Source organism: Edaphobacter modestus (genome assembly GCF_004217555.1).
GTDB lineage: Bacteria > Acidobacteriota > Terriglobia > Terriglobales > Acidobacteriaceae > Edaphobacter > Edaphobacter modestus.
In genome coordinates, this window is the sequence record NZ_SHKW01000001.1 from 250,616 (window position 1) to 269,469 (window position 18,854).

An 18,854-nucleotide genomic window follows, 5' to 3' on the forward strand; every position below is an offset into this window, starting at 1 on the left:
GACGGGTTGTCTATGACATTCACGAAGATCTCCCAACGAAGATACTTCTAAAAATGTATCTGCCGAAGCTGATCCGCAAACCCTTGCGATGGATCGTGAAGCGCATGGAGGACGCGGCTGCGGGTTTTATGAGTGGGTTGATCACAGCTACTCCGGCGCTCAAGGATCGCTTCATCATCGTGCACCGTAATATTGTTACTGTGAACAATTATCCCATTCTTGAAGACTTTTCCCGACCAGCGAATGTGGACTGGAACAGCCGCCATCAAACGGTCACATACTTCGGCGGAATCTCTGAAGCACGCGGTATAAGGGAGATGTTGACAGCAATGGACCTGTTGCCGCGAACGCTTGACGTAAAACTCGAGTTGGCGGGATGGTTCTATGTGAAAGCACTATTGACTGACCTCGCCACGACACCGCAATGGCAACATGTGAATTGGCACGGTGAGCTAGACCGCAATGGCCTTACCCTTTTACTCAGCAGGGTGTTAGCTGGATTGGTGATACTTCATCCTGAAAAGACCTTTATTACTTCACAGCCCACCAAACTCTTCGAGTACATGGCCGCTGGGATTCCAGTGATCGTTTCTGATTTTCCGCTCTGGCGAAGCATTATTCAGGAGGCTAGTTGCGGACTAATCGTAAACCCGTTTGATACCCAAGCAATTGCCGCAGCCATTGAGTATCTGGTGTCGAATCCCCGCGAAGCGGAAACAATGGGGCAACGCGGGCGCAGAGCCGTCGAAAAGCGCTTCAATTGGGCAAATGAGGAGCAAACGTTATTGTCGTTTTATTCGTCCCTGCTACCCAATCGTAGGGTGTTAGATGCAGTAGTTCTAGTGGCGTGGGTGTTGGATGCAGTAGTTCTAGTGGCGTGAATTAGTTGATGAAAACATTCACGTCTATCACTCTAGATCAAACACACTGTGGAATGGCGATGAACATCCGATTTGTGAGCCACGCAAGCTTTAGTGTTGAGAGTAACGGCACCACACTTTTGTGTGCGATCCATGGGTGTTTGGCAAAGCATTCAACAAAGGGTAGGCCCTGGTAAGCCCTGCAGCAACTGTGCCTTGGGAAACAATCGATTACGTCTGGATTTCTCACCAGCACCCCGATCATCTCCACTTTCCCACCCTCAAGAGCCTCACCACTCAACAACGAGAGCATTCCTAGAGTATTGCAAGGATTGGGATATCCCATCGTCCAAGAGCTCAAGTTGAACAAATGGACACCACTGCGCGGCGGGGTAGAAGTGATGTGTGGCTCGGCAGGGTCGACGGATTCTTGGATAGCTATTCGTGCAGAGGGAAACGACTGTGGCATTCTGCTGCAGACCGCGTTCTACCTATCCTTCAGCGGTACCGTACCCGGATAAAAGGCAGCAAAACGGAAATCAATGAACAGATTTCCAAATAGCAAGCAATTTGCATTTCTTCGCATCGAACGATGTGCCACGAATATTCCCGCGCCGGAACTCGTTACGATGGCCTGCAGCTGACCGCGTTTTTCGCACCCAGGAGATCTGGGACTATCAACGCCCAGAATTAATCAATGTCCACAGTCATTAGTCCCGGCACGTATCGCATTGTACACCTGACATCCGCACATCCGCCGTTGGATGTCCGCATCTTTCATAAAGAATGCCGTTCACTGGCGCGTGCAGGTTATGAGGTCATTGCATTGGGAAACCACGTCTGCGATGAGACTGTTGACGGGGTAAAAATTCAAGGATTGGGCTTGGCTAACGGTAGGATCCAAAGAATGACGATCAAACTGGCTAAGATGTACAAAGCAGCATTTGAGGCGACAGCGGACGTTTATCACATTCACGATCCGGAGCTCCTCATCGTGGGGCTTGTTCTCCGGGCAGCCGGAAAAAGAGTGGTTTATGATATACACGAGGACTTACCTAGAACAATACTTTTAAAGGCTTATATTCCTAGATTTCTCCAAAAGCCTTTAATGTGGATCGTAGAACGGGTGGAGGATGCTGCCGCACGTCAGATGAGCGGGCTGGTCACGGCTACCCCAGCTCTGGCGAATCGATTTAGATCCATACATCGCAATACCGTTGTCGTAAATAACTTCGTTATGCTCGAGGAGTTTGTCCCGTCAACGAGGTTGGAATGGAAGCGTCGCGACCCGGCCGTTGCCTACTATGGCGGAATATCGTACGAGCGAGGCATTCGGGAGATGTTGACGGCCATGGAGCTGCTTCCGGGTACACTGCATCTAAAGCTCGAGTTGGGCGGCTGGTTTTATGTGCAAGAACAGGAAGCTGAACTGACGGCTGAACCGTGCTGGAGACATGTCAATTGGCACGGCGAACTCGATCGCAACGGTATTGCTTCTTTGCTGAATAGGGTGCAGGTTGGGTTGGTGGTCGTGCACCCTGACGAAGCCTACTTGACCTCACAGCCAACCAAGCTCTTCGAGTATATGGCTGCGGGAATTCCTGTGGTTGCTTCTGATTTTCCGCTGTGGCGCAGTATCATCCGTAAGGCTGGTTGCGGATTCCTTGTAGATCCCTTCAACGTTCGCGATATCGCTGCTGCAATTGAGCATTTGATAAGAAATCCTGACGAAGCTGAAGCAATGGGGCAGCGAGGTCGCAAAGCGGCTGAAGAACGCTTTAGCTGGGCACATGAAGAGCAAGTACTGCTGTCATTCTATTCAGCGCTGCTGAATGAGTATAAGGTCTTGAAGACGGAAGCGATGGCGGCGTAAACGAATTAGGCAAGGAGTGATACGGCTAAAGGTTGTTCTTGACCCCGGTATTCAGAGGTCCCTCGAACTACTTATGAAGTTACGATTTGTGAGCCATGCGAGCTTCAGTGTCGAAAATGGTGAAGTCACACTCTTATCTGATCCGTGGTTGTTCGGAAAGGCATTTAACCGAGGTTGGGCTCTGCTAAGTCCTGCTGCTACGGTGCCTTGGGAAAAGATCGATTACGTCTGGATATCCCATCAGCACCCCGATCACCTTCATTTTCCGACGCTCAAGGGCCTTCCTCCTCAGGAAAAGAATCGCCTGACCGTGCTCTACCAGAAGCATGCGTCGCTGCGCATACCCAAGGTATTGCGAGGATTGGGGTACACCAACGTCTAGGAACTCACCTTGAACAAGTGGATATCGCTGCGCGGCGGGGTAGAAGTGATGTGCGGCTCTACCGGGTCGATGGACTCCTGGATAGCGGTTCGCGCTGAGGGGCTGAGTGTATTGAACCTCAACGATTGCATGATCGAGCCGGCCCATCTGGCGTACATCTCGAAACTCGTCGGAAAAGTAACAGTGCTGCTGACCCAGTTCTCTTTTGCGAACTGGATCGGAAACTGCGCCGATGAACTGGGAGAGGTTGAGATCAAACTGCGAGAAGTGCAGCAACGAGTGAATTTGCTGAAGCCGGAGGCGACGATTCCGTTCGCCAGTCTCATATACTTCTGTAGCCAGGAGAACAGTTGGATGAATGAGTTTGCCGTTACTCCACGGCGCGTTGCAGATCTGGGGCTGCCGGGTGTGAATTTCATGTACCCAGGTGACGAATGGGACTCAGATGTGCGAACGTTCAGCTCAACCGAGGCCATCGAAAAATACATGAACGATGTGGCTCGGCCAAAGGTGATCGATCCGACTCCGTCCACGATCCCGATAGACATCGTTCAACGGGCAGTAGATAGGACTTTACGAGCGGTGCGCGCGCGGTTTGGCAAATTCACCATCGGACGAATCAAACCGTTTTCAATATACCTGCATGATCTAGACAAGGTTTTGAGGGTGCATCCGGCGGGTACATGCGAGGTTCAGGATGCCACGGAAGAGAGGCGCGATGTTGCACGGTACGTGATGTGCAGCCAAGTGGCGTGGTATGCGTTCGCATACAGTTGGGGCTGGGCAGCGATGGAGTCTTCCGGCATGTACTTTGACCGCCGCTTCAAAGAGCCGAACCCTCTAGTGTTCTACCTCAACATCCTCTCGACGGAGTTCTTGAACTTCAGTAGTGTGCGCCAGGCATGGCGAACCATTGAGTTTCTCTGGGCGAAGCGTCGTGAGCTGTGTTATCGCATGTGGGCGCGGTTCATCCGGCGCAAAGAGTCAGATTTTGCGGGTGCCTGCGGGCGAGGGTCATCGATAGCAGCAGACCGTGCCGCTTAGGGCCTGCTACCCTCCATAGGCGGTAGCGTTAAATCCACCCCGTTGCGGCGAAAATCGGGTTAATACTACTTCGTTGTCGTCTTTGCACCTGGACTTGCGATGCACTGCGGATTGTCATTCGCAACATTTGCTTCCTACGGTGGTAGCAGTCCTTAGCTTAACGACAGCTGATAGCCAACCATTTCACCCTAAGTGGAATTCAGAGACATCGAAAAACGGCAGGAACTTGACCATGAATATTACATACTTGGGACACGCTGGCTTCATTGCAGAAACCAATGACGTTGTTGTTATCATGGATCCGTGGCTGTCGCCAACTGGCGCGTTCGATGCGTCCTGGTTTCAGTTGCCCCGCAATCATCATCTGGCGTCTCTTGTTTACGAAAAGCTACAGGATCCCCGGCGGCCCATCTTCCTTTACATCAGCCACGAGCATCAGGACCATCTGGATATTGAATTTCTGAACAGCCTGCCGGCTCGGAGGTTCACGCTCCTGCTTCCTGCGTTCAGCCGTTCAGTGTTGATGTCTCGTTTCTCCGACTACGCATGCGAGGAGTTGATCTTCTTCCACCACAAACAGATGATCCAGATTCCTGGGGGATTCTTGAAGTTCTACGTGGACGACTCGCAGTTGAACCGTGACTCGGCGATCTTGATCAAAGCCGGCGGAAACGCATTCCTCAATCTGAACGATTGCAAGCTGTTTGACACGCTGGCTGAGATTGTTCAAGAAGAGGGTCCTATCAAAGTCTTCGCATGCCAGTTTTCCGGCGCGACGTGGCATCCGACTTGTTACGACTACCCGGTTGACAAGTACGAGACGTACTCGAAGAAGAAATATTTGGCGAAGTTCGAATCAGTCGCCAAGGCGATCGAAGTGATTCGCCCGGATGTGTATATCCCATCTGCGGGACCGCCATGCTTTCTGGATCCGATGTTGTTTCATCTCAATCACCAACACGTAAACATTTTTCCGAGGGCGAATAAGATCATTCAATATTTAGATCAGCGGCTACGGAACACTTCAGTCTTTGCTCCGGAAATGATGCCGGGCGATGTGCTCAATGCCTCATCCTGCCGAGTTATTTCATTCGCGGAAAGGCGCTTCGATGAGATGACGGCTGAGGCATACCTAGCCGAATATGCGGCCTCGTACAGCAAGTATTTTGAGGAACGTCTGTCGTTACATGGCCGTGCGAACGAAGAGCAAAACCTCGAGGCGCTCAGGGGGGAACTCGAAATCAAGCTTAGGCGGTTGAGCCTGGCGGACCGGGTTACTTCGCCACTGTACTTTCGGCTCGGTGAGGAGGCCAAGCCGATGTTGCGAGTCGACTTCGGACGCAGAGTCGTAGAGTATGTTTCAGGGAACAACGACTCTAAATACTATGAGATTTCTGCTCCGGCATGGCAGATAGCAAAGGTCCTGAATCATGAGTTGACATGGGAAGAGTTTGCACTCACGTTTCGGCTCCGCTTGAAACGAGACCCCGATGTCTACGATCCTATCTTGCATGCGTTCCTAGTGATGGAGGCTGAGGATCTTGGGGGGTACTGCGATCTGCTACTTCAACTTGAAGCTCAGGAAGAGCGCTTCATCGTAGAAGCTGAAGGCAGAAAGTTTTCAGTCAGGCGTTACTGTCCGCACCAGGGAGGCGATCTTTCGTGCGGATGGATTGATCAGGGCCGGTTCCTCACATGCCCCCGGCATAGATGGCAGTTTGATTTGCTGAGCGGAGGCCAGTGCACCACAAATGCAATGAGCGTCCAGGCAGTGTGCCTTGAAGTGGCTGCCGAGGAATCGTCAACTTCCTGCCCGAGCGAAATCGAGGCGGATCTGAGACACGAAGTGTCCGTGCAGTCGCCGGACCGGACCTAATTTGGTGGCGAAGCCCATTCCTAAAGGTTGTTGCAAGGAGCGTTGCAGTAGTCGAGCGTCTTATCGCCCGGCGCACTGACTGGTTCTCGGAGCCGCACGCAATCAACTGAAAGTACGGGAAAAGTATAGCTCGCCGCATCGGAGCGGCCGAACACTATGTGCGGAATATTCGGCGCCGTAAACATTGAGGGCTTTTTCGATCGCGCTGCATTCGAGCGTTTTTCGAAACTCAACGACGTGACATCTTATCGGGGACCTGATGATCACGGCGTCTGCCGGCTGAAGCTTAAGCAGTCGGGAGGTCAGGTAGGTGACTGTTTCGACGTGTTTCTCGGGAATCGTCGTCTGTCGATACTCGATCTCACCTCGAACGGTCACCAGCCGATGACGGATCAGCAAGGTCTCTGGATCGCGTACAACGGTGAAATCTTCAATTACCTGGAACTGCGGCGGGAGTTGCAGGCCAAAGGGCATAAATTCACTACTGACACGGATACTGAAGTCATTTTGCATGTTTACAGTGAATATGGAGAGCAGGGGTTCAATCGTCTTAACGGTATGTGGGCGTTTGCCATCGTTGACGTGCCGAATCGACGCGTAGTGCTGAGCAGAGATCGTTTTTCCATCAAGCCATTGTATCTTTTACCCCTTCCCGGCTGCACCTACTTCGCGAGCGAAATCAAGCAGCTTCTTCCTCTCCTACCGACGCGCCGGCTGAATGCCGAGACCATGTCGGCATTCATCACGCAAGGATTGCTCGATCATTCGCGCGCGACTTTTTTCGAGGGGATCGTCAAGGCAGCGCCGCGGACGAACATCGTTATTGCGCTCGACACGGGGGATATTAGCGAAAGCGCGTATTGGAACTTTGACCGTACCAATCACATTAGTTCACTGCAGGAAGCCGAGGAACAGTTTCGCGAGTTATTTCTCGATAGCATCAAGCTACGCCTCCGCAGTGACGTACAGGTGGGGGTACTCTTGAGCGGTGGACTCGATTCGTCTGCGATTGCGGTCGGCTGCAGAATGACTAGTGGTGACCGAGTCGACAGCTATTCGATCGTATCTGAGGACGGCCTTTGCGACGAGCGCCGCTATATCAACGTCTTGGTCGAGACGGGACTGAAGAACCGTCAAACTGTTTTCCGATGCGACGATGTTCTTCAGGATCTAGATAAGGTGCTCGATCACAGCGATGAGCCCGTCGGCGGCTTCAGCGTAGTGGCACAATACAAATTATTCCGTGCTATCAAGCAGGAAACGGATGTCACCGTACTTCTGAGTGGCCAGGGAGGGGATGAAGTCCTCCTCGGCTATTTGAAATTCTTTTTCTTTCACTTGAAATTGTTGTATCTCCAGCGCAGGTATTCGCAGGCAATATTCCAATTAGGTGCGAGCCTGTATCAGCGCACAGTAGTGCATCAATTCACATTGCGTTCAGCTCGGCGTTATATACCGACGCTCGGTACGAGGCTGGACCGTGCATTCAAATCGGGACACGCGTCAGTGCCCATTTGGGCGTGTGGCGACATTGCATCTCGCCAGATCGCAGACATCGAGAAGTACTCTGTTCCAGCCCTGACACATTACGAGGATCGGAACTCGATGGCACATTCGCTGGAGGTGAGACACCCCTTTCTCGATCACAGACTGGTCGAACTCCTCCTAAATATTCCACCTGAATGGAAGATCAGGAATGGGTGGACAAAATACCTATTGCGCCATGCGTTTCCCGAGTTGCCCGACGCCATTAGATGGCGGCGTGACAAACAGGGGTTTTTAACTCCGGAACAAAATTGGCTAAAGAATGATCTAAAACATTTGATTCGAAGCACGTTTCACAATAGTGAGCTTTCCCGATTAGGCATATTGAATGACCAGGAATTTCTCAAGTATTACGATCGATTCCAGCGCGGCGCTGCTATCCCGGAGAGTGACATAGCGCGCACGTTCATTGCAGAACGATGGATGCGACGTGCCTTTTGAGGTCAAACGATGGTGACTAGTTTGTCGGTGCAAGGTATGACGGAGGTGATCGTCAGGCGGTTCGTCAACTTGCGCCGCGACTTTCCGTTCGCGACGAATGTGGCCGTGCTTAGTGGCGGAGCCTCGTTGGGGCACTTGTTCACTCTTGCGGCGGAACCAATCCTAACACGGTTATATCTGCCGAATGACATCGGTAATTTAGGGCTGTTCAATGCATTCTTCGCTGTTGCTGCAGTGGCAGCTTCGCTCCAATATGACGTTGCAATCGTCTCTGCCCCACATCAGAAGGAGGCGGCGCAACTCGCAATTCTGGCGATGTTATTAGCCATACCGATGAGTGTAGCGGGCGGCCTTCTACTGTATGTCCTGATTCACTTCTCGCTTGTTGGCTTCGGTGTTCTACCGGCGTACGCTGCGGTGTTGATGGTTCCAACCATCTTGTTCGCTGGCTTATTCTCGGTTCTTCGATATTGGGCACTTCGTAACGAAAGGTTTGACCAAGTATCGCAGGCACTCATCTTCCAGAACGGCGGACGCAGCGTATCGCAACTCGCCTTGGGAGTTATCGGCTCACATTCTTTCGGTTTGTTAGTGGGGGAAGTCGTTGGGCGGGGTGCCGGGATGAGCCGTATGTTGCGAAGTACCTGGCCCGTGGTGCGCGACTATGGTTTCAACTTTCGGGATGTCTCAAAGGCGCTGAGGGGCAATCGGCAATTTCCCTTATACTCAACACCCTCATCGCTGCTAAATGTGCTCGGCACGAGCCTTCCCCTGCCGCTGTTGATAACGCTTTACGGCGCAGATGCTGGTGGTTATTACTCCCTCGTGTGGAGAGTCCTGGCCGTACCTGTCGTTCTGATCGGCTCCAGCATGGCTGACGCTTTCCATAGCCGCGCTGCGCTTTTTGCTCGCGAAGATCCAAAACGTCTGCTGTGGTTTTTCCATAGCACCACCCTCGGCTTGCTTGCTATGGGTATCGTCCCGGCATTGGCGGTCTTCTTCTACGGTGAGTCGATCTTCCTTTTTGTATTCGGAGTAAAATGGAGGCTTTCGGGCATCATTGCTGCAATCGTAGCTCCCTGGTTTCTGACATCGTTTGTCGTTAGCCCGTTGAGCCGGTTAGTGTTCGTGTTGCATGGTCAACGCTTGAAACTGATCTACGACATCTTCATTCTCGGTGGAAACCTCTTGGTCTTCTGGTTCGCGAGACGCCTTGATTGGCCGATGCTCCATATGGTCACCGCTATGAGCGCGATGAATACAGGCTCCAAAGTCGTCTATTACTTCGTGCTACGTCGAATCGCATCCACTGCAGTACAAGTACCAATTCAGCTATAAGTTCCTGTAAAAACACCCTCATCGTGGCGTTCATCAGGTCTCCCTAAAATCCTTACATACTGCACCAGGACAGTTCAGTGCATCGACGAAGAGCAGCTTTCAACCGGGCGGTCTTCTACGCTCCCGAACAACCATGGTGTTAGTCTGCTACTTTAACGGTTACGAGGGATTCCACGACAGGGGCGAATTCAGGTCACGCTGCTGCGGGGTGGGATCCAGCGGCCCGCTTCTGTTAGCCCTCTGTTTTGGTTTGTGGTATTCGCTTTGGCTGGCCTAAATTTATCGTGTCCCTTTGTTACCCATCCCCTCAAGAGCGATGAATCTAAAGTCACCATGCCATTCTTGAGCATTAAGTGCTGTGCATTGATGGTTTAGGCCTTTGGTTTCCATTTTCATTATGTCTAATTTGTAGACACTTATTCGGTACGCGCTCAATTTCAGAACAGATTAGGCCAAGGCCGCTTCAATAGTGGTAGACGCAATCGGATGGCAAGCTTGGGTAATCAATCCGTTAATGACCGCCGTCGGTTTTAGGCCGCTGCACACGCCTTGGATTCTGGCGCGTGCAGCAGGGCAATTTGCTATCTACTCCATTACCGCTTTCGACGCTCTTCCTCACTAGTCGCGGCCACAGACATGCGTTCTTGAATATTCAACAGCCCTGTTGTGCTCGCCTCCTTCAGGAGGATGCGGGATATCGGCTAGCTGACAACCGATGGACCTAACAATATTAAGTAACCGGCGTAGAAGCAGTCGCGACTTACTCTGCAAACAGAATGAACAATAAAAAGACTGGCGATCAGCATCGGCAGTTGGATTAGTGCAAGTTCGAGGAGAACTATCATGGCAGAACAAATCAAGCGTGTCGCTGTCATCGGCGGCGCAGGATATCTAGGAAGTACCTTGTGTGTCCATCTGGTCAGCCAGGGAATCCAGGTTGTATCGATTGATCCGCTCTGGTTTGGTGACGACGGCTTGCGCCCACTTCGGAATCATCCGTACTTTAGCAGCTTGAAGATCGATGTTCCGCACGGAGATGAGGTGCTGCCGCATCTTCGAGGCTGTGATGCTGTGATATGGGTAGCCGGGCTGGTCGGGGATCCCGCTTGCGACCTCGATATAGGCTTTACATACAGTTGTAACTATCGAAGTGTTCTTACTCTGGCTCACATCTGCAAGTGGCTTGGAATTCACAGATTTATCTTTGCATCCAGTTGCAGCGTATATGGCAAGTCGAGTTCCGACGTAGTCCATCTTAGTGAAGGCTCCGCCACATGCCCACTGTCTTTCTATGCACAGGATAAACTTGCTTGCGAGAAGGCCCTTCGGGGAATGGCCGATGACTGCTTTCACCCAAGCATTTTGCGACTTGCTACATTATTCGGTTGGTCCAACCGGATGCGTTTCGATCTAGTAGTTAATGTGTTAACGGCAAGAGCATGCAGGAAAGAGACACTGGAAATATGTGGCGGAAGCCAGCGACGGCCTTTCTTACATGTAAAAGATGCTGCCCGTGCCTTTGTTACAGTTCTAACCAGCGAAATTTCACTTATTTCAAGTGAAATTTTCAACGTCGGGGCCGATTCCAATAATCATCGCATCCTCGATATTACCGACCTCGTCCTTTCCTCTATCCCCGGTGTGCGAGTCAAATTTATCTCCGAATCGGTCGATCTTCGGGACTACGATGTGGATTTCTCAAAAATCACAGAAACTCTTTCTTACAAGACCGAGTTTACGGTGGCGCAGGGTATCGCCGAGATCCAGCAGAAATTGTCCGAAGCGAATGGAATCGACATTGCGGATCCCGTCTACGTAAATGTGAAGAGAACCCGCCAACTCATCAGCGAAAGTTGGAAGAATGGGCGCCAGTTGCAATCTACGGCTGAGCTTGTCGGGAGTGCCGCATAACATTTACTGATCAAGGTGCGTAAAAGAATGTTTTTGAAGTTGCAGAATCGCTTTATGCTGGTTACATTCGTTGGGTGGGGATTCAGCGCTTTGTTTCTGAGTTGGCCTATTGGACAATCCAGTCGAGCCTTTTTGCGCTTGGCGCAATTTTCGCCTGTTGCAGTTGCTGCAGGCAGCGCGCCATCAAGTACGATTCGTTATGTTAGTTCAACAGGAAGCGATAGCGGCGATGGCAGCTCGGCTCACCCTTGGGCTACCATCCAGCACGCGGACAGATTTGTCAGGCCCGGCGATACGGTGATGGTGCGGAACGGAACGTATAAGGGCGACATAACACTCGCCTCAAGTGGTGTGACCGGCCAGCCTATCCTTTACAAGGCCCAGAATAAGTGGCAGGCGAAGTTGGTAGGCACAGGTAAGGGAGACGGCTCCGCCGTGGTCCGATTGGGCGGCGGCTACACGACCATTGAGGGGTTCGATATCTCGGGAAGTGATGCAAACGGCATCATCCTGGCCTACACAGGTACTGCTGCGAGTTTTAATAGGGCTATAGGCAACTATGTCCACGATATGATCACACCCTGTACCTCCAACAGTGGAACAGCGATCGAGACCGGCGGTGGTCATAACTATGTGGGCATCACACACAATGACATGATTGGGAACCTGATTGTGAATATCACCCCCTACAATGGTTGCCCAGGAGGGCATCAGGCCAGTGGCCTATATGCAGAAATCCCCTATTCAGTGATCGCTAATAACATCGTCATCAATGCCGGATATGCTATTCAAGCATGGCATGCTGCTTCACACGTGACCATTTTTGGGAACACTCTGGTGAATAACCTTCGTCCTATTACGATGGGCGCCGGAGACTCTCCCGGTGGCAGGGTGAATGACTACAGCCTGGTGCAGAACAACATCATCTACAACAGCGCGAGCACAGCCATTGCTGAGACGGGCACAACAGGGGTCCACAACCAGTACGTCAACAACCTAATCTACCGCGGAGATACCAGCATCAGGCTAAACAACGGATTGCATGCAACGGGCACAATCAATGCCGATCCGAAGTTCGTCAACAACACCGGCACGGCCGCCGGCAATTATCGGCTGCAACCGAGTTCTCCGGCACGGGGGGCGGGGTTCGCACTACCGGGCGTTGTTGCGGACTTCAATGGCAGGGTTCGCCCGCAGTCCGGGTTAACAGATCTTGGTGCACATCTATTTGGTGAAACCAGATGAACGACGACATGATTGTCTCGCTAAATGATGGTTTTCAAAGCGATTACAATGTCCCCTAGAATTGTTGCCTGTTTCGCTTTTAGCTACTCCTGCTCACTCAGTTACACAATCTCTGAAAAGACGGGGTGATGACACCAAGGCCTTGATTGCGAAACTAGGGGCCGGTGGACATATCCCAGCTGTGCTGCCATTCTGCGGATTTCAGATTTCGAGGTAGGTTGTTTCTCATGTCAAATTCATATTTGGGGCATTTGGGGCGGAGACCCGCGGCTCTGGCCATATCTTTTGCGCTCGTCAGCAGTCTCTCTATGTTCTATCTGGCACTGCGATGGGAGATTGAGCCAGTCTACGTGATTGCGATTGTGACACTGGTACCCTTGGCCTTGTTCGCAATGCAGAAATGGCCGCTTGTAATTCTTGTAGGACTACTGTTCGTGGGAGCAGTCAAAACTGTTCCTGCGGCGAGTATAAGTCTCACCGATCCAACGATGATCTTTCTGCTGCTTTTGTCGGGAGCAATCTTTTGGGACGTATTGCTTATGTTAGCCCCCAGTGCTGGGTCATTGAGCTTCTGTGCGTTATTCAAGGGGCAAGCTGCAATCAGCATTTTCTTCCTGTTGTTCTGTGCAGTAATGGCCATCAGCCTCTTGTACACGCGGTCAGAGCAGGGTGCAATGAAAGTCGCTCGATTTGAGACTTTCGAGGTGCTGGTGTTCTTCGCTCCGCTGCTTCTTCTGAAGAAAAAAAGAGATCTCCGCCAATTGCTTATCGTGTTTGTCGTACTCGGGATTATGCTGAGCGGCCAGGTCATCATGGACCTGTTGCATCCGTCGGAACTGGTATTAAGCGGGAATCAAGATATTACTAAGATAGGAATCAGCGAATTGCTGGGGTTCGCCCTGCTGTTCTCTCTATATGGAAAGCTCGGCGAGTCCGGTGCAATCAAGTATGCATGCGTCGTCATCCTCTTGTTTGGACTGGTCGCATGCCTTACACGTACCGCTCTCATATCTCTGCTGATCAGCCTCGTGGTTACAGCATGCGTGGCTCGGGGCGGAACTGGCATGCTTTCGCGCAATCGGGTTTTTATTGGGGTAGGTCTCGCTGTTCTCGTTGCAATCCCTACTCTCCTATGGTTGATGAATCTCCCTGCTGCGCAGGGAAAATTGCGATGGAAGGTAGCCGAACTGATGTCGCTTGCATCCGGCTCAACGGTTTCGACCGGCACAGTGAACTCACGTCTTGATTTCTACCGTTCGGCGCTGGAGGTATTATTGCAACACCCGCTCATAGGACTGGGAGTAGGAGGCTGGAGCATCTTCCACTATGGCCAGGACGTTCTCCACTATCCTCACAACTTCCTGCTCGAAGTTGGCGCCGAACAAGGAGCGATCGGTCTCATCCCTTTAGTCGCTCTGCTTGTGTTGCTGCTCCGGTCTACACTTAAAGTGCTCCACTCCGACCATGAGCTTGCGTTTGCATTTCCCACGTTGCTGTTTTGCATCTCCTATCATCTAATGACCGGCACCGTTGAATCGCGCCAGTTCTGGTTCATCTGCGGATTGAGCGCAGCAACAGCACGCATAGCCCAGACCTCCTACGCGCAAAGCCGAGCAGCAAACCCTAAAGTTTTCAGTCTAAAGTTTCGCAAATGATCAAGGCGACGTCACGCTTGTTTTCAATAGCGTCTTAAAACGTTGGGCTGACGCTAACGACCATCGCGTCATCGACATCGTCGAGCTTATTAGTTCCGCACTTCCTTCGGGGCGAAGGAAGTGCGGATGCGAAAGCAATGGGTCAGTAGGGGGCAGCAGGACTTACAGGCGCTGTGAGATAAGGGGCATTGGTCGAATTCTGTCAGAACCTTTGCCCCTCTCTCGCTTAGTGAACGGTTACTGTGACCGAACCCCAGTCTGTTGCACCGGTCGAACCGGTGCCAACGATTTTGTAGGTGGTTGTTGCAGTGGGTTTCACAGTGATTGAGCCCCTGAGTGCAACCGCCGTTCCATTCAAAGTCGCTTTCACCGCATTTATTGTGTTCCAAGTGAGGACTGAGGATTGGCCCCTGGTGATTGATTTCGCGCTTGCACTAATACCGGCAGCGACAGGACCCGTTGAAGGCGTGCTAGGCCCAGTTGAAGGCGTACTAGCCCCGGCAGACAGGGCCGCGCCAATATCAGTTGTTCCAGTTTGCGGTCGAGATATTCCATCATAGTCAGTAGTAATGCCGGCTAACGCGAGCCCGGCTCCGATAGCCGGGGAGTTCGATTGCAGTTGATAATCGCCAGCCGCCGTTCCAGTGTTGTTGACGAACTTTGGATCTGCTGTAACTGTACCTGTCGCTACGTCGCCATTGATCAACTGAACATTAGTGTGATTGTTAAACACTAGATTATCTACAAAGCGATTGTGGGTGCCTGTAGTTCCATGTTCTTGCAGGCCAACGCCAGAAGCGTTTATAGATATATTGTTCTGTACTATGCTATTGTCGTTTGTGATTCCTCCAGGAGAATCGCCTGCTCCAAGGGTAACACCTACAACACCGCCTATAGTCGTATTTCCAAATATGGTCATATTCGTTGCCGCGTGCCAGGTCTGAATATCGGTTCCAGCATTGATGACAATATTGTTGGCGATGACTGCATTGGGGGTCTGTCCATAAATCCCGCTAGCCGCATGCCCTCCAGGGCAGCCGTTGAAAGGAGTAATGTTGACCACCAGATTGCCAATTATGTCATTGTGGCTGATGCCGCTATAGTCAGAGCCACCGCCTGTTGAGATGGCAGTACCGCTATTGGAATCGCATGGCGTGACCATATCATGAACATAGTTGCTGATTGCTTGGTTGAAACTTGCAGACCTACCAGCGGATGCGAGGATGATGCCATTGGCATCACTTCCGGTGACATCGAAGTCTTGGATGATTATGTAGGAGCCGGTCACCCCGATTACCCTGGAACCATCTCCCGTGCCAGTACCCACTAGTTGAGCCTTCCATTGATGCTGAGCCTTGTAGGTGATGGGGTTTCCGGAAATTCCGCTCTTAGATAGAGTGACATCACCTTTATAAGTACCGTCTAACAGAATAACGGTATCTCCGGGCGAGACAACGCTGTCCGCGTGCTTGATGGTAGCAAATGGACTTGTCTCAGATCCGCTGTTGAGATCGTTGCCGTTCGTGCCCACATAGTAGGTGTTACCGGTGGAGGATTGTGCTTCTGCCCGAGTCAAAGCTAACGGCGAGTATGCGCATGCCAGAGTAGCAGCAACAGTAAAAATGATATGAGAGTAAGAACGTGGTCGGATATTGAAATGCATGGATTCCCTAATGCCTGCGCAAGGCATGGTTGATCGGCGTTTTCGCCGAGGTTTCAAAAAAATGGCAAAATCTCCTTCGAGATCCCTTGCGCCAGCGGGGATTACCTGGCGATTCTGCCGATTCTTAGTGAGCTAAGTTAGTTAGGTAGTATTAGCTTGCAAGCCGCACATGCCTGCGACTACTCTGATAGGTGATTGAGCCTCTCGGAGTAGTAAGAGTGAACTGAGAGTAAGGACATGGTCGAATATTAAGAGGCATGAGTCTCCTAAAGCCTGCGCGAAGCAGATCTGGTCGGCATTTCGCCGAGGTTTAAAAAGGGCAAAGCTCCTTTGATAGCCTTGCGCGAGCAAGGATTACCCGGCGGTTCTGCCGATTCTCAGTGATCTAAGTTGATTAGCTAGTATTCGCTTGTAAGCCGCACATGCGTGCAAGTACTCTGACAGGTGGCTAAGCCTCTCGGAGCGCATATAGCTAATGCTGTTTTAGGTTGGGATGGAGTAGAGGTTGAAGTTGCGGATAAAGGAACCGCGAACAAGTGCATGCTGTCTCCTTCGTGCGGGGAGAGCCTGTTTCGAGTACTTGCTGTGGACCTGCCAGCCAATGCAGCATCACACACCTGTATTCGAACAGGAGCTTGGGGAGGTTTGACCTTTCGTAATTCTGAAAGGTTCTTATAGCTAACCCGAGTTGACCAAGCTTGGAACTTAATAGGCCCACATTTCACATCTAAAGATATGAAAATAAAAACATTCGACCGTCAGGCTATGTTGACGCTAGTCGAATTAATTTAGATCTGCACTATCACCTAAGTGATAACTCGCCAAGTTTATCAGGGAATAACAGCAAAGGAATACAAGAACCGATGATTCGCAGCATGGTCCAGTTGTTACTAATATATTGGTCCAATCTCCGACAGTCAAGTCAGATGCCGCGTCCGTCGCGATATCAGCTTACTTGTCGCACAAGTCCCGAATGTAATCAGTGAGTTAGGCGAGTTATCTGCCATTGAGTTCAACGCCGATCCCTGTCGCAGAGACCAGCATCGAGGCATCCATGAAGATTGATACAGATGAAGCCGTCAAGACCAGCAACAGTTACCTATTTGCTCCAGTGCTACGTGGAGCGGATACAACCCCACTCCCTGACTTTGCTGCTACCGTGGCGTCTCCATCTGTGGGCAGATATTGGCGTACTTTGAAACATTTGCGTTCTTCGCAACTTTTCTATCTTGTACGGCACCGTATATTGAATCGAAATGAACTAAGTCGTTGGCCAGAAGCCCACGTTACCGTAAGGACTTGCCCGACGCTAAAGATGGCTGAATGGCAACCTGTTTTAGCTCGCCAGATAATCCAAGCGGGCAATGTTCGATTTTTGGAACCAGCGATTGAGGCTCCCGAGCAAGTTCCATGGTGGAAGAAGGAAATCTCCCGACGTGAGATCTATCACGCCAATTATTGCGATTTCTTGAATGTGGATCTAGTCGGTCCCGAAGATTCAAAGCTGCTTCAGCGAGCAACGAGAATCGCGTTGAGTTGGTGTGACCAGAATCCTCGCGGTACCGAAATTGGGTGGGGGCGATTTTTCTTATCCCTGCGTATCGTTAATTGGCTGAAATACCTTGTCCGTAATGCGGCGGGGGCCGAAAGAATAGGTGATGGAGCACAGATTGAGCGGGTCTTAGCGAGTCTCCGTGTCCAGATTCTCTCGCTTGAGAGCCGACTGGAAAGAGAACTCCTGGCGAATCATCTCTTGAAAAATGCTAAGGCTCTGGTATTTGCCGGCGCACTGCTCGAAGCTCCCGAAAGTGACCGATGGCGTGGTCTCGGCCAGCAGATACTGCGAGAGCAAATCGCAGAACAAATTCTTCCTGACGGTGGCCATATTGAAAGATCACCTATGTATCATGCGTGGATTCTCGATGATCTTCTGGACATCCAGTGTCTGTTTGAAACTTGCCCGCCTGACGCACCTGAGTGCGCGTTAGAAGTATCCCAGTGCATTAATAGTATGACCCGGTACCTTAGCCAAATTATCCATCCCGATGGCGAGATTCCTCTCCTGAATGACTCACAGTTGGATGTTACCCGGCCAACCACCCAGATTCTTTCGGACGCTGGTGCACCAATGGCAGACTCGTCACAGAGTGGCATCGAAGTAAAAGCCATGCATGATACGGGCTACGCGATCATTCGCGATACCACTGCACGAAGTTTCCTTATCTTCGATTGTGGTCCCCTCGGCCCTGATTATCAGCCTGGGCACGGCCACTCTGATGTACTCAGTTATGAACTGACGCTGCATGGGAAACGAGTAATCGTTGATACGGGTGTAAGTTCATACGAGCAGTCTCCCGAGCGTTATTATGAGCGATCTACGGCAGCTCACAACACCGTTCGCGTTGATGGATCGGAACAGGCGGAGATCTGGGGCGGGTTTCGGGTCGGACGTCGGCCCGCGGTAAGTTCGATTGGCTGCGGCGAGATCGCGGGTTGTCAATTCGTTCGTGGTACACACTTTGGCTATAAGCATCTAGACGTAGTGCATTCGCGCACCATCATTCGCCTGAACGGCGATTCGTGGGTGTTTGTAGATACATTGAGTGGAAAAGGAAGCCACAAAGTTGAATCTTTCATCCACCTCCATCCCGCGATTCGGCTCTTTCCATGTACCGAGATGCAAATGTCCTCTTCTGACATGATGACACCCCGCTGGGTGCTTGAGTTTGACGGGTTGCGCTACCTTTTCCTGGTGTTAGGTAACGGCATGATGACTCAAACTCAAGCCTGGTATTCTCCTGGATTTGCGATTCGGCTGCCCCAGTCCGTCATTCACTGGACATCGGAAGGAAAGCTTCCCGTACGGATGCTTTACGCAGTTGTACCTGAAAGCACACCTCCCATCAGAGTCGCCCAGCTGACAGGCCGTCGCGGTATAGAACTCAACCACGTCTTCGTCCCCTTGCAGTGAAGAGCCTCAGCATGCGAGGCCTGAATCACGAGCTGTCCGCTCGATGGAGT

The 18,854-nt window shown here is 51.4% G+C and carries 12 protein-coding genes; 11 read left to right on the plus strand and 1 reads right to left on the minus strand.

From position 1 onward, the window contains the following. Window positions 1–53 precede the first annotated feature (53 nt). From BDD14_RS01070 to BDD14_RS01120, 10 genes are all read left to right on the plus strand, one after another. The gene (locus BDD14_RS01070; protein ID WP_165419854.1) at window positions 54–881 is read left to right on the plus strand and encodes a glycosyltransferase; all 828 of its coding nucleotides are present in this window, start codon (window positions 54–56) and stop codon (window positions 879–881) included. Between the two features lie 676 nt (window positions 882–1,557). Then, a complete protein-coding gene (locus BDD14_RS01080; RefSeq protein ID WP_130417200.1) occupies window positions 1,558–2,733 on the plus strand; it encodes a glycosyltransferase family 4 protein in 1,176 nt (391 codons plus the stop codon). Window positions 2,734–2,806: 73 nt separating this feature from the next. Continuing rightward, window positions 2,807–3,115: an MBL fold metallo-hydrolase gene (locus tag BDD14_RS01085; RefSeq protein WP_130417201.1), complete on the plus strand. Its 309-nt coding sequence runs from the start codon at window positions 2,807–2,809 to the stop codon at window positions 3,113–3,115. Window positions 3,116–3,124: 9 nt separating this feature from the next. Beyond that, entirely contained in the window at window positions 3,125–4,159 is a 1,035-nt protein-coding gene (locus BDD14_RS01090) for a hypothetical protein (protein WP_130417202.1), read from the plus strand. 232 nt (window positions 4,160–4,391) lie between these two features. After that, window positions 4,392–6,035: a Rieske 2Fe-2S domain-containing protein gene (locus tag BDD14_RS01095; protein WP_130417203.1), complete on the plus strand. Its 1,644-nt coding sequence runs from the start codon at window positions 4,392–4,394 to the stop codon at window positions 6,033–6,035. A 156-nt stretch (window positions 6,036–6,191) separates the two neighbouring features. Next, entirely contained in the window at window positions 6,192–8,021 is a 1,830-nt protein-coding gene (gene asnB / locus BDD14_RS01100) for an asparagine synthase (glutamine-hydrolyzing) (protein WP_130417204.1), read from the plus strand. Between the two features lie 135 nt (window positions 8,022–8,156). Further along, entirely contained in the window at window positions 8,157–9,359 is a 1,203-nt protein-coding gene (locus BDD14_RS01105) for a lipopolysaccharide biosynthesis protein (protein ID WP_130417205.1), read from the plus strand. Between the two features lie 843 nt (window positions 9,360–10,202). Further along, window positions 10,203–11,270, plus strand: a complete 1,068-nt coding sequence (locus BDD14_RS01110) for an NAD-dependent epimerase/dehydratase family protein (protein ID WP_130417206.1) — start codon at window positions 10,203–10,205, stop codon at window positions 11,268–11,270. 138 nt (window positions 11,271–11,408) lie between these two features. Then, window positions 11,409–12,515 carry a hypothetical protein gene (locus BDD14_RS01115; RefSeq protein ID WP_130417207.1) on the plus strand — a complete coding sequence of 369 codons (1,107 nt, stop codon included), beginning with the start codon at window positions 11,409–11,411 and terminating at the stop codon, window positions 12,513–12,515. A 488-nt stretch (window positions 12,516–13,003) separates the two neighbouring features. Beyond that, window positions 13,004–14,170, plus strand: coding sequence for an O-antigen ligase family protein (locus tag BDD14_RS01120; protein ID WP_207231657.1), 1,167 nt, complete (start codon window positions 13,004–13,006; stop codon window positions 14,168–14,170). A gap of 226 nt (window positions 14,171–14,396) precedes the next feature. On the opposite strand, the gene BDD14_RS01125 is transcribed toward BDD14_RS01120, so the two are convergent. Then, window positions 14,397–15,833, minus strand: a complete 1,437-nt coding sequence (locus BDD14_RS01125) for a choice-of-anchor Q domain-containing protein (protein WP_130417209.1) — start codon at window positions 15,831–15,833, stop codon at window positions 14,397–14,399. 1,054 nt (window positions 15,834–16,887) lie between these two features. Between BDD14_RS01125 and BDD14_RS01130 the strand changes: the two genes are divergently transcribed. After that, window positions 16,888–18,804 carry a heparinase II/III family protein gene (locus BDD14_RS01130; RefSeq protein ID WP_130417210.1) on the plus strand — a complete coding sequence of 639 codons (1,917 nt, stop codon included), beginning with the start codon at window positions 16,888–16,890 and terminating at the stop codon, window positions 18,802–18,804. Window positions 18,805–18,854: the final 50 nt, after the last annotated feature.

Coding starts and splice junctions, on each gene's coding strand:
- BDD14_RS01070 (WP_165419854.1), top strand. CDS start 54: ATGTATCTGCCGAAGCTGATCCGCAAACCCTTGCGATGGATCGTGAAG.
- BDD14_RS01080 (WP_130417200.1), top strand. CDS start 1,558: ATGTCCACAGTCATTAGTCCCGGCACGTATCGCATTGTACACCTGACA.
- BDD14_RS01085 (WP_130417201.1), top strand. CDS start 2,807: ATGAAGTTACGATTTGTGAGCCATGCGAGCTTCAGTGTCGAAAATGGT.
- BDD14_RS01095 (WP_130417203.1), top strand. CDS start 4,392: ATGAATATTACATACTTGGGACACGCTGGCTTCATTGCAGAAACCAAT.
- asnB (WP_130417204.1), top strand. CDS start 6,192: ATGTGCGGAATATTCGGCGCCGTAAACATTGAGGGCTTTTTCGATCGC.
- BDD14_RS01110 (WP_130417206.1), top strand. CDS start 10,203: ATGGCAGAACAAATCAAGCGTGTCGCTGTCATCGGCGGCGCAGGATAT.
- BDD14_RS01120 (WP_207231657.1), top strand. CDS start 13,004: ATGATCTTTCTGCTGCTTTTGTCGGGAGCAATCTTTTGGGACGTATTG.
- BDD14_RS01125 (WP_130417209.1), bottom strand. CDS start 15,833: ATGCATTTCAATATCCGACCACGTTCTTACTCTCATATCATTTTTACT.
- BDD14_RS01130 (WP_130417210.1), top strand. CDS start 16,888: ATGAAGATTGATACAGATGAAGCCGTCAAGACCAGCAACAGTTACCTA.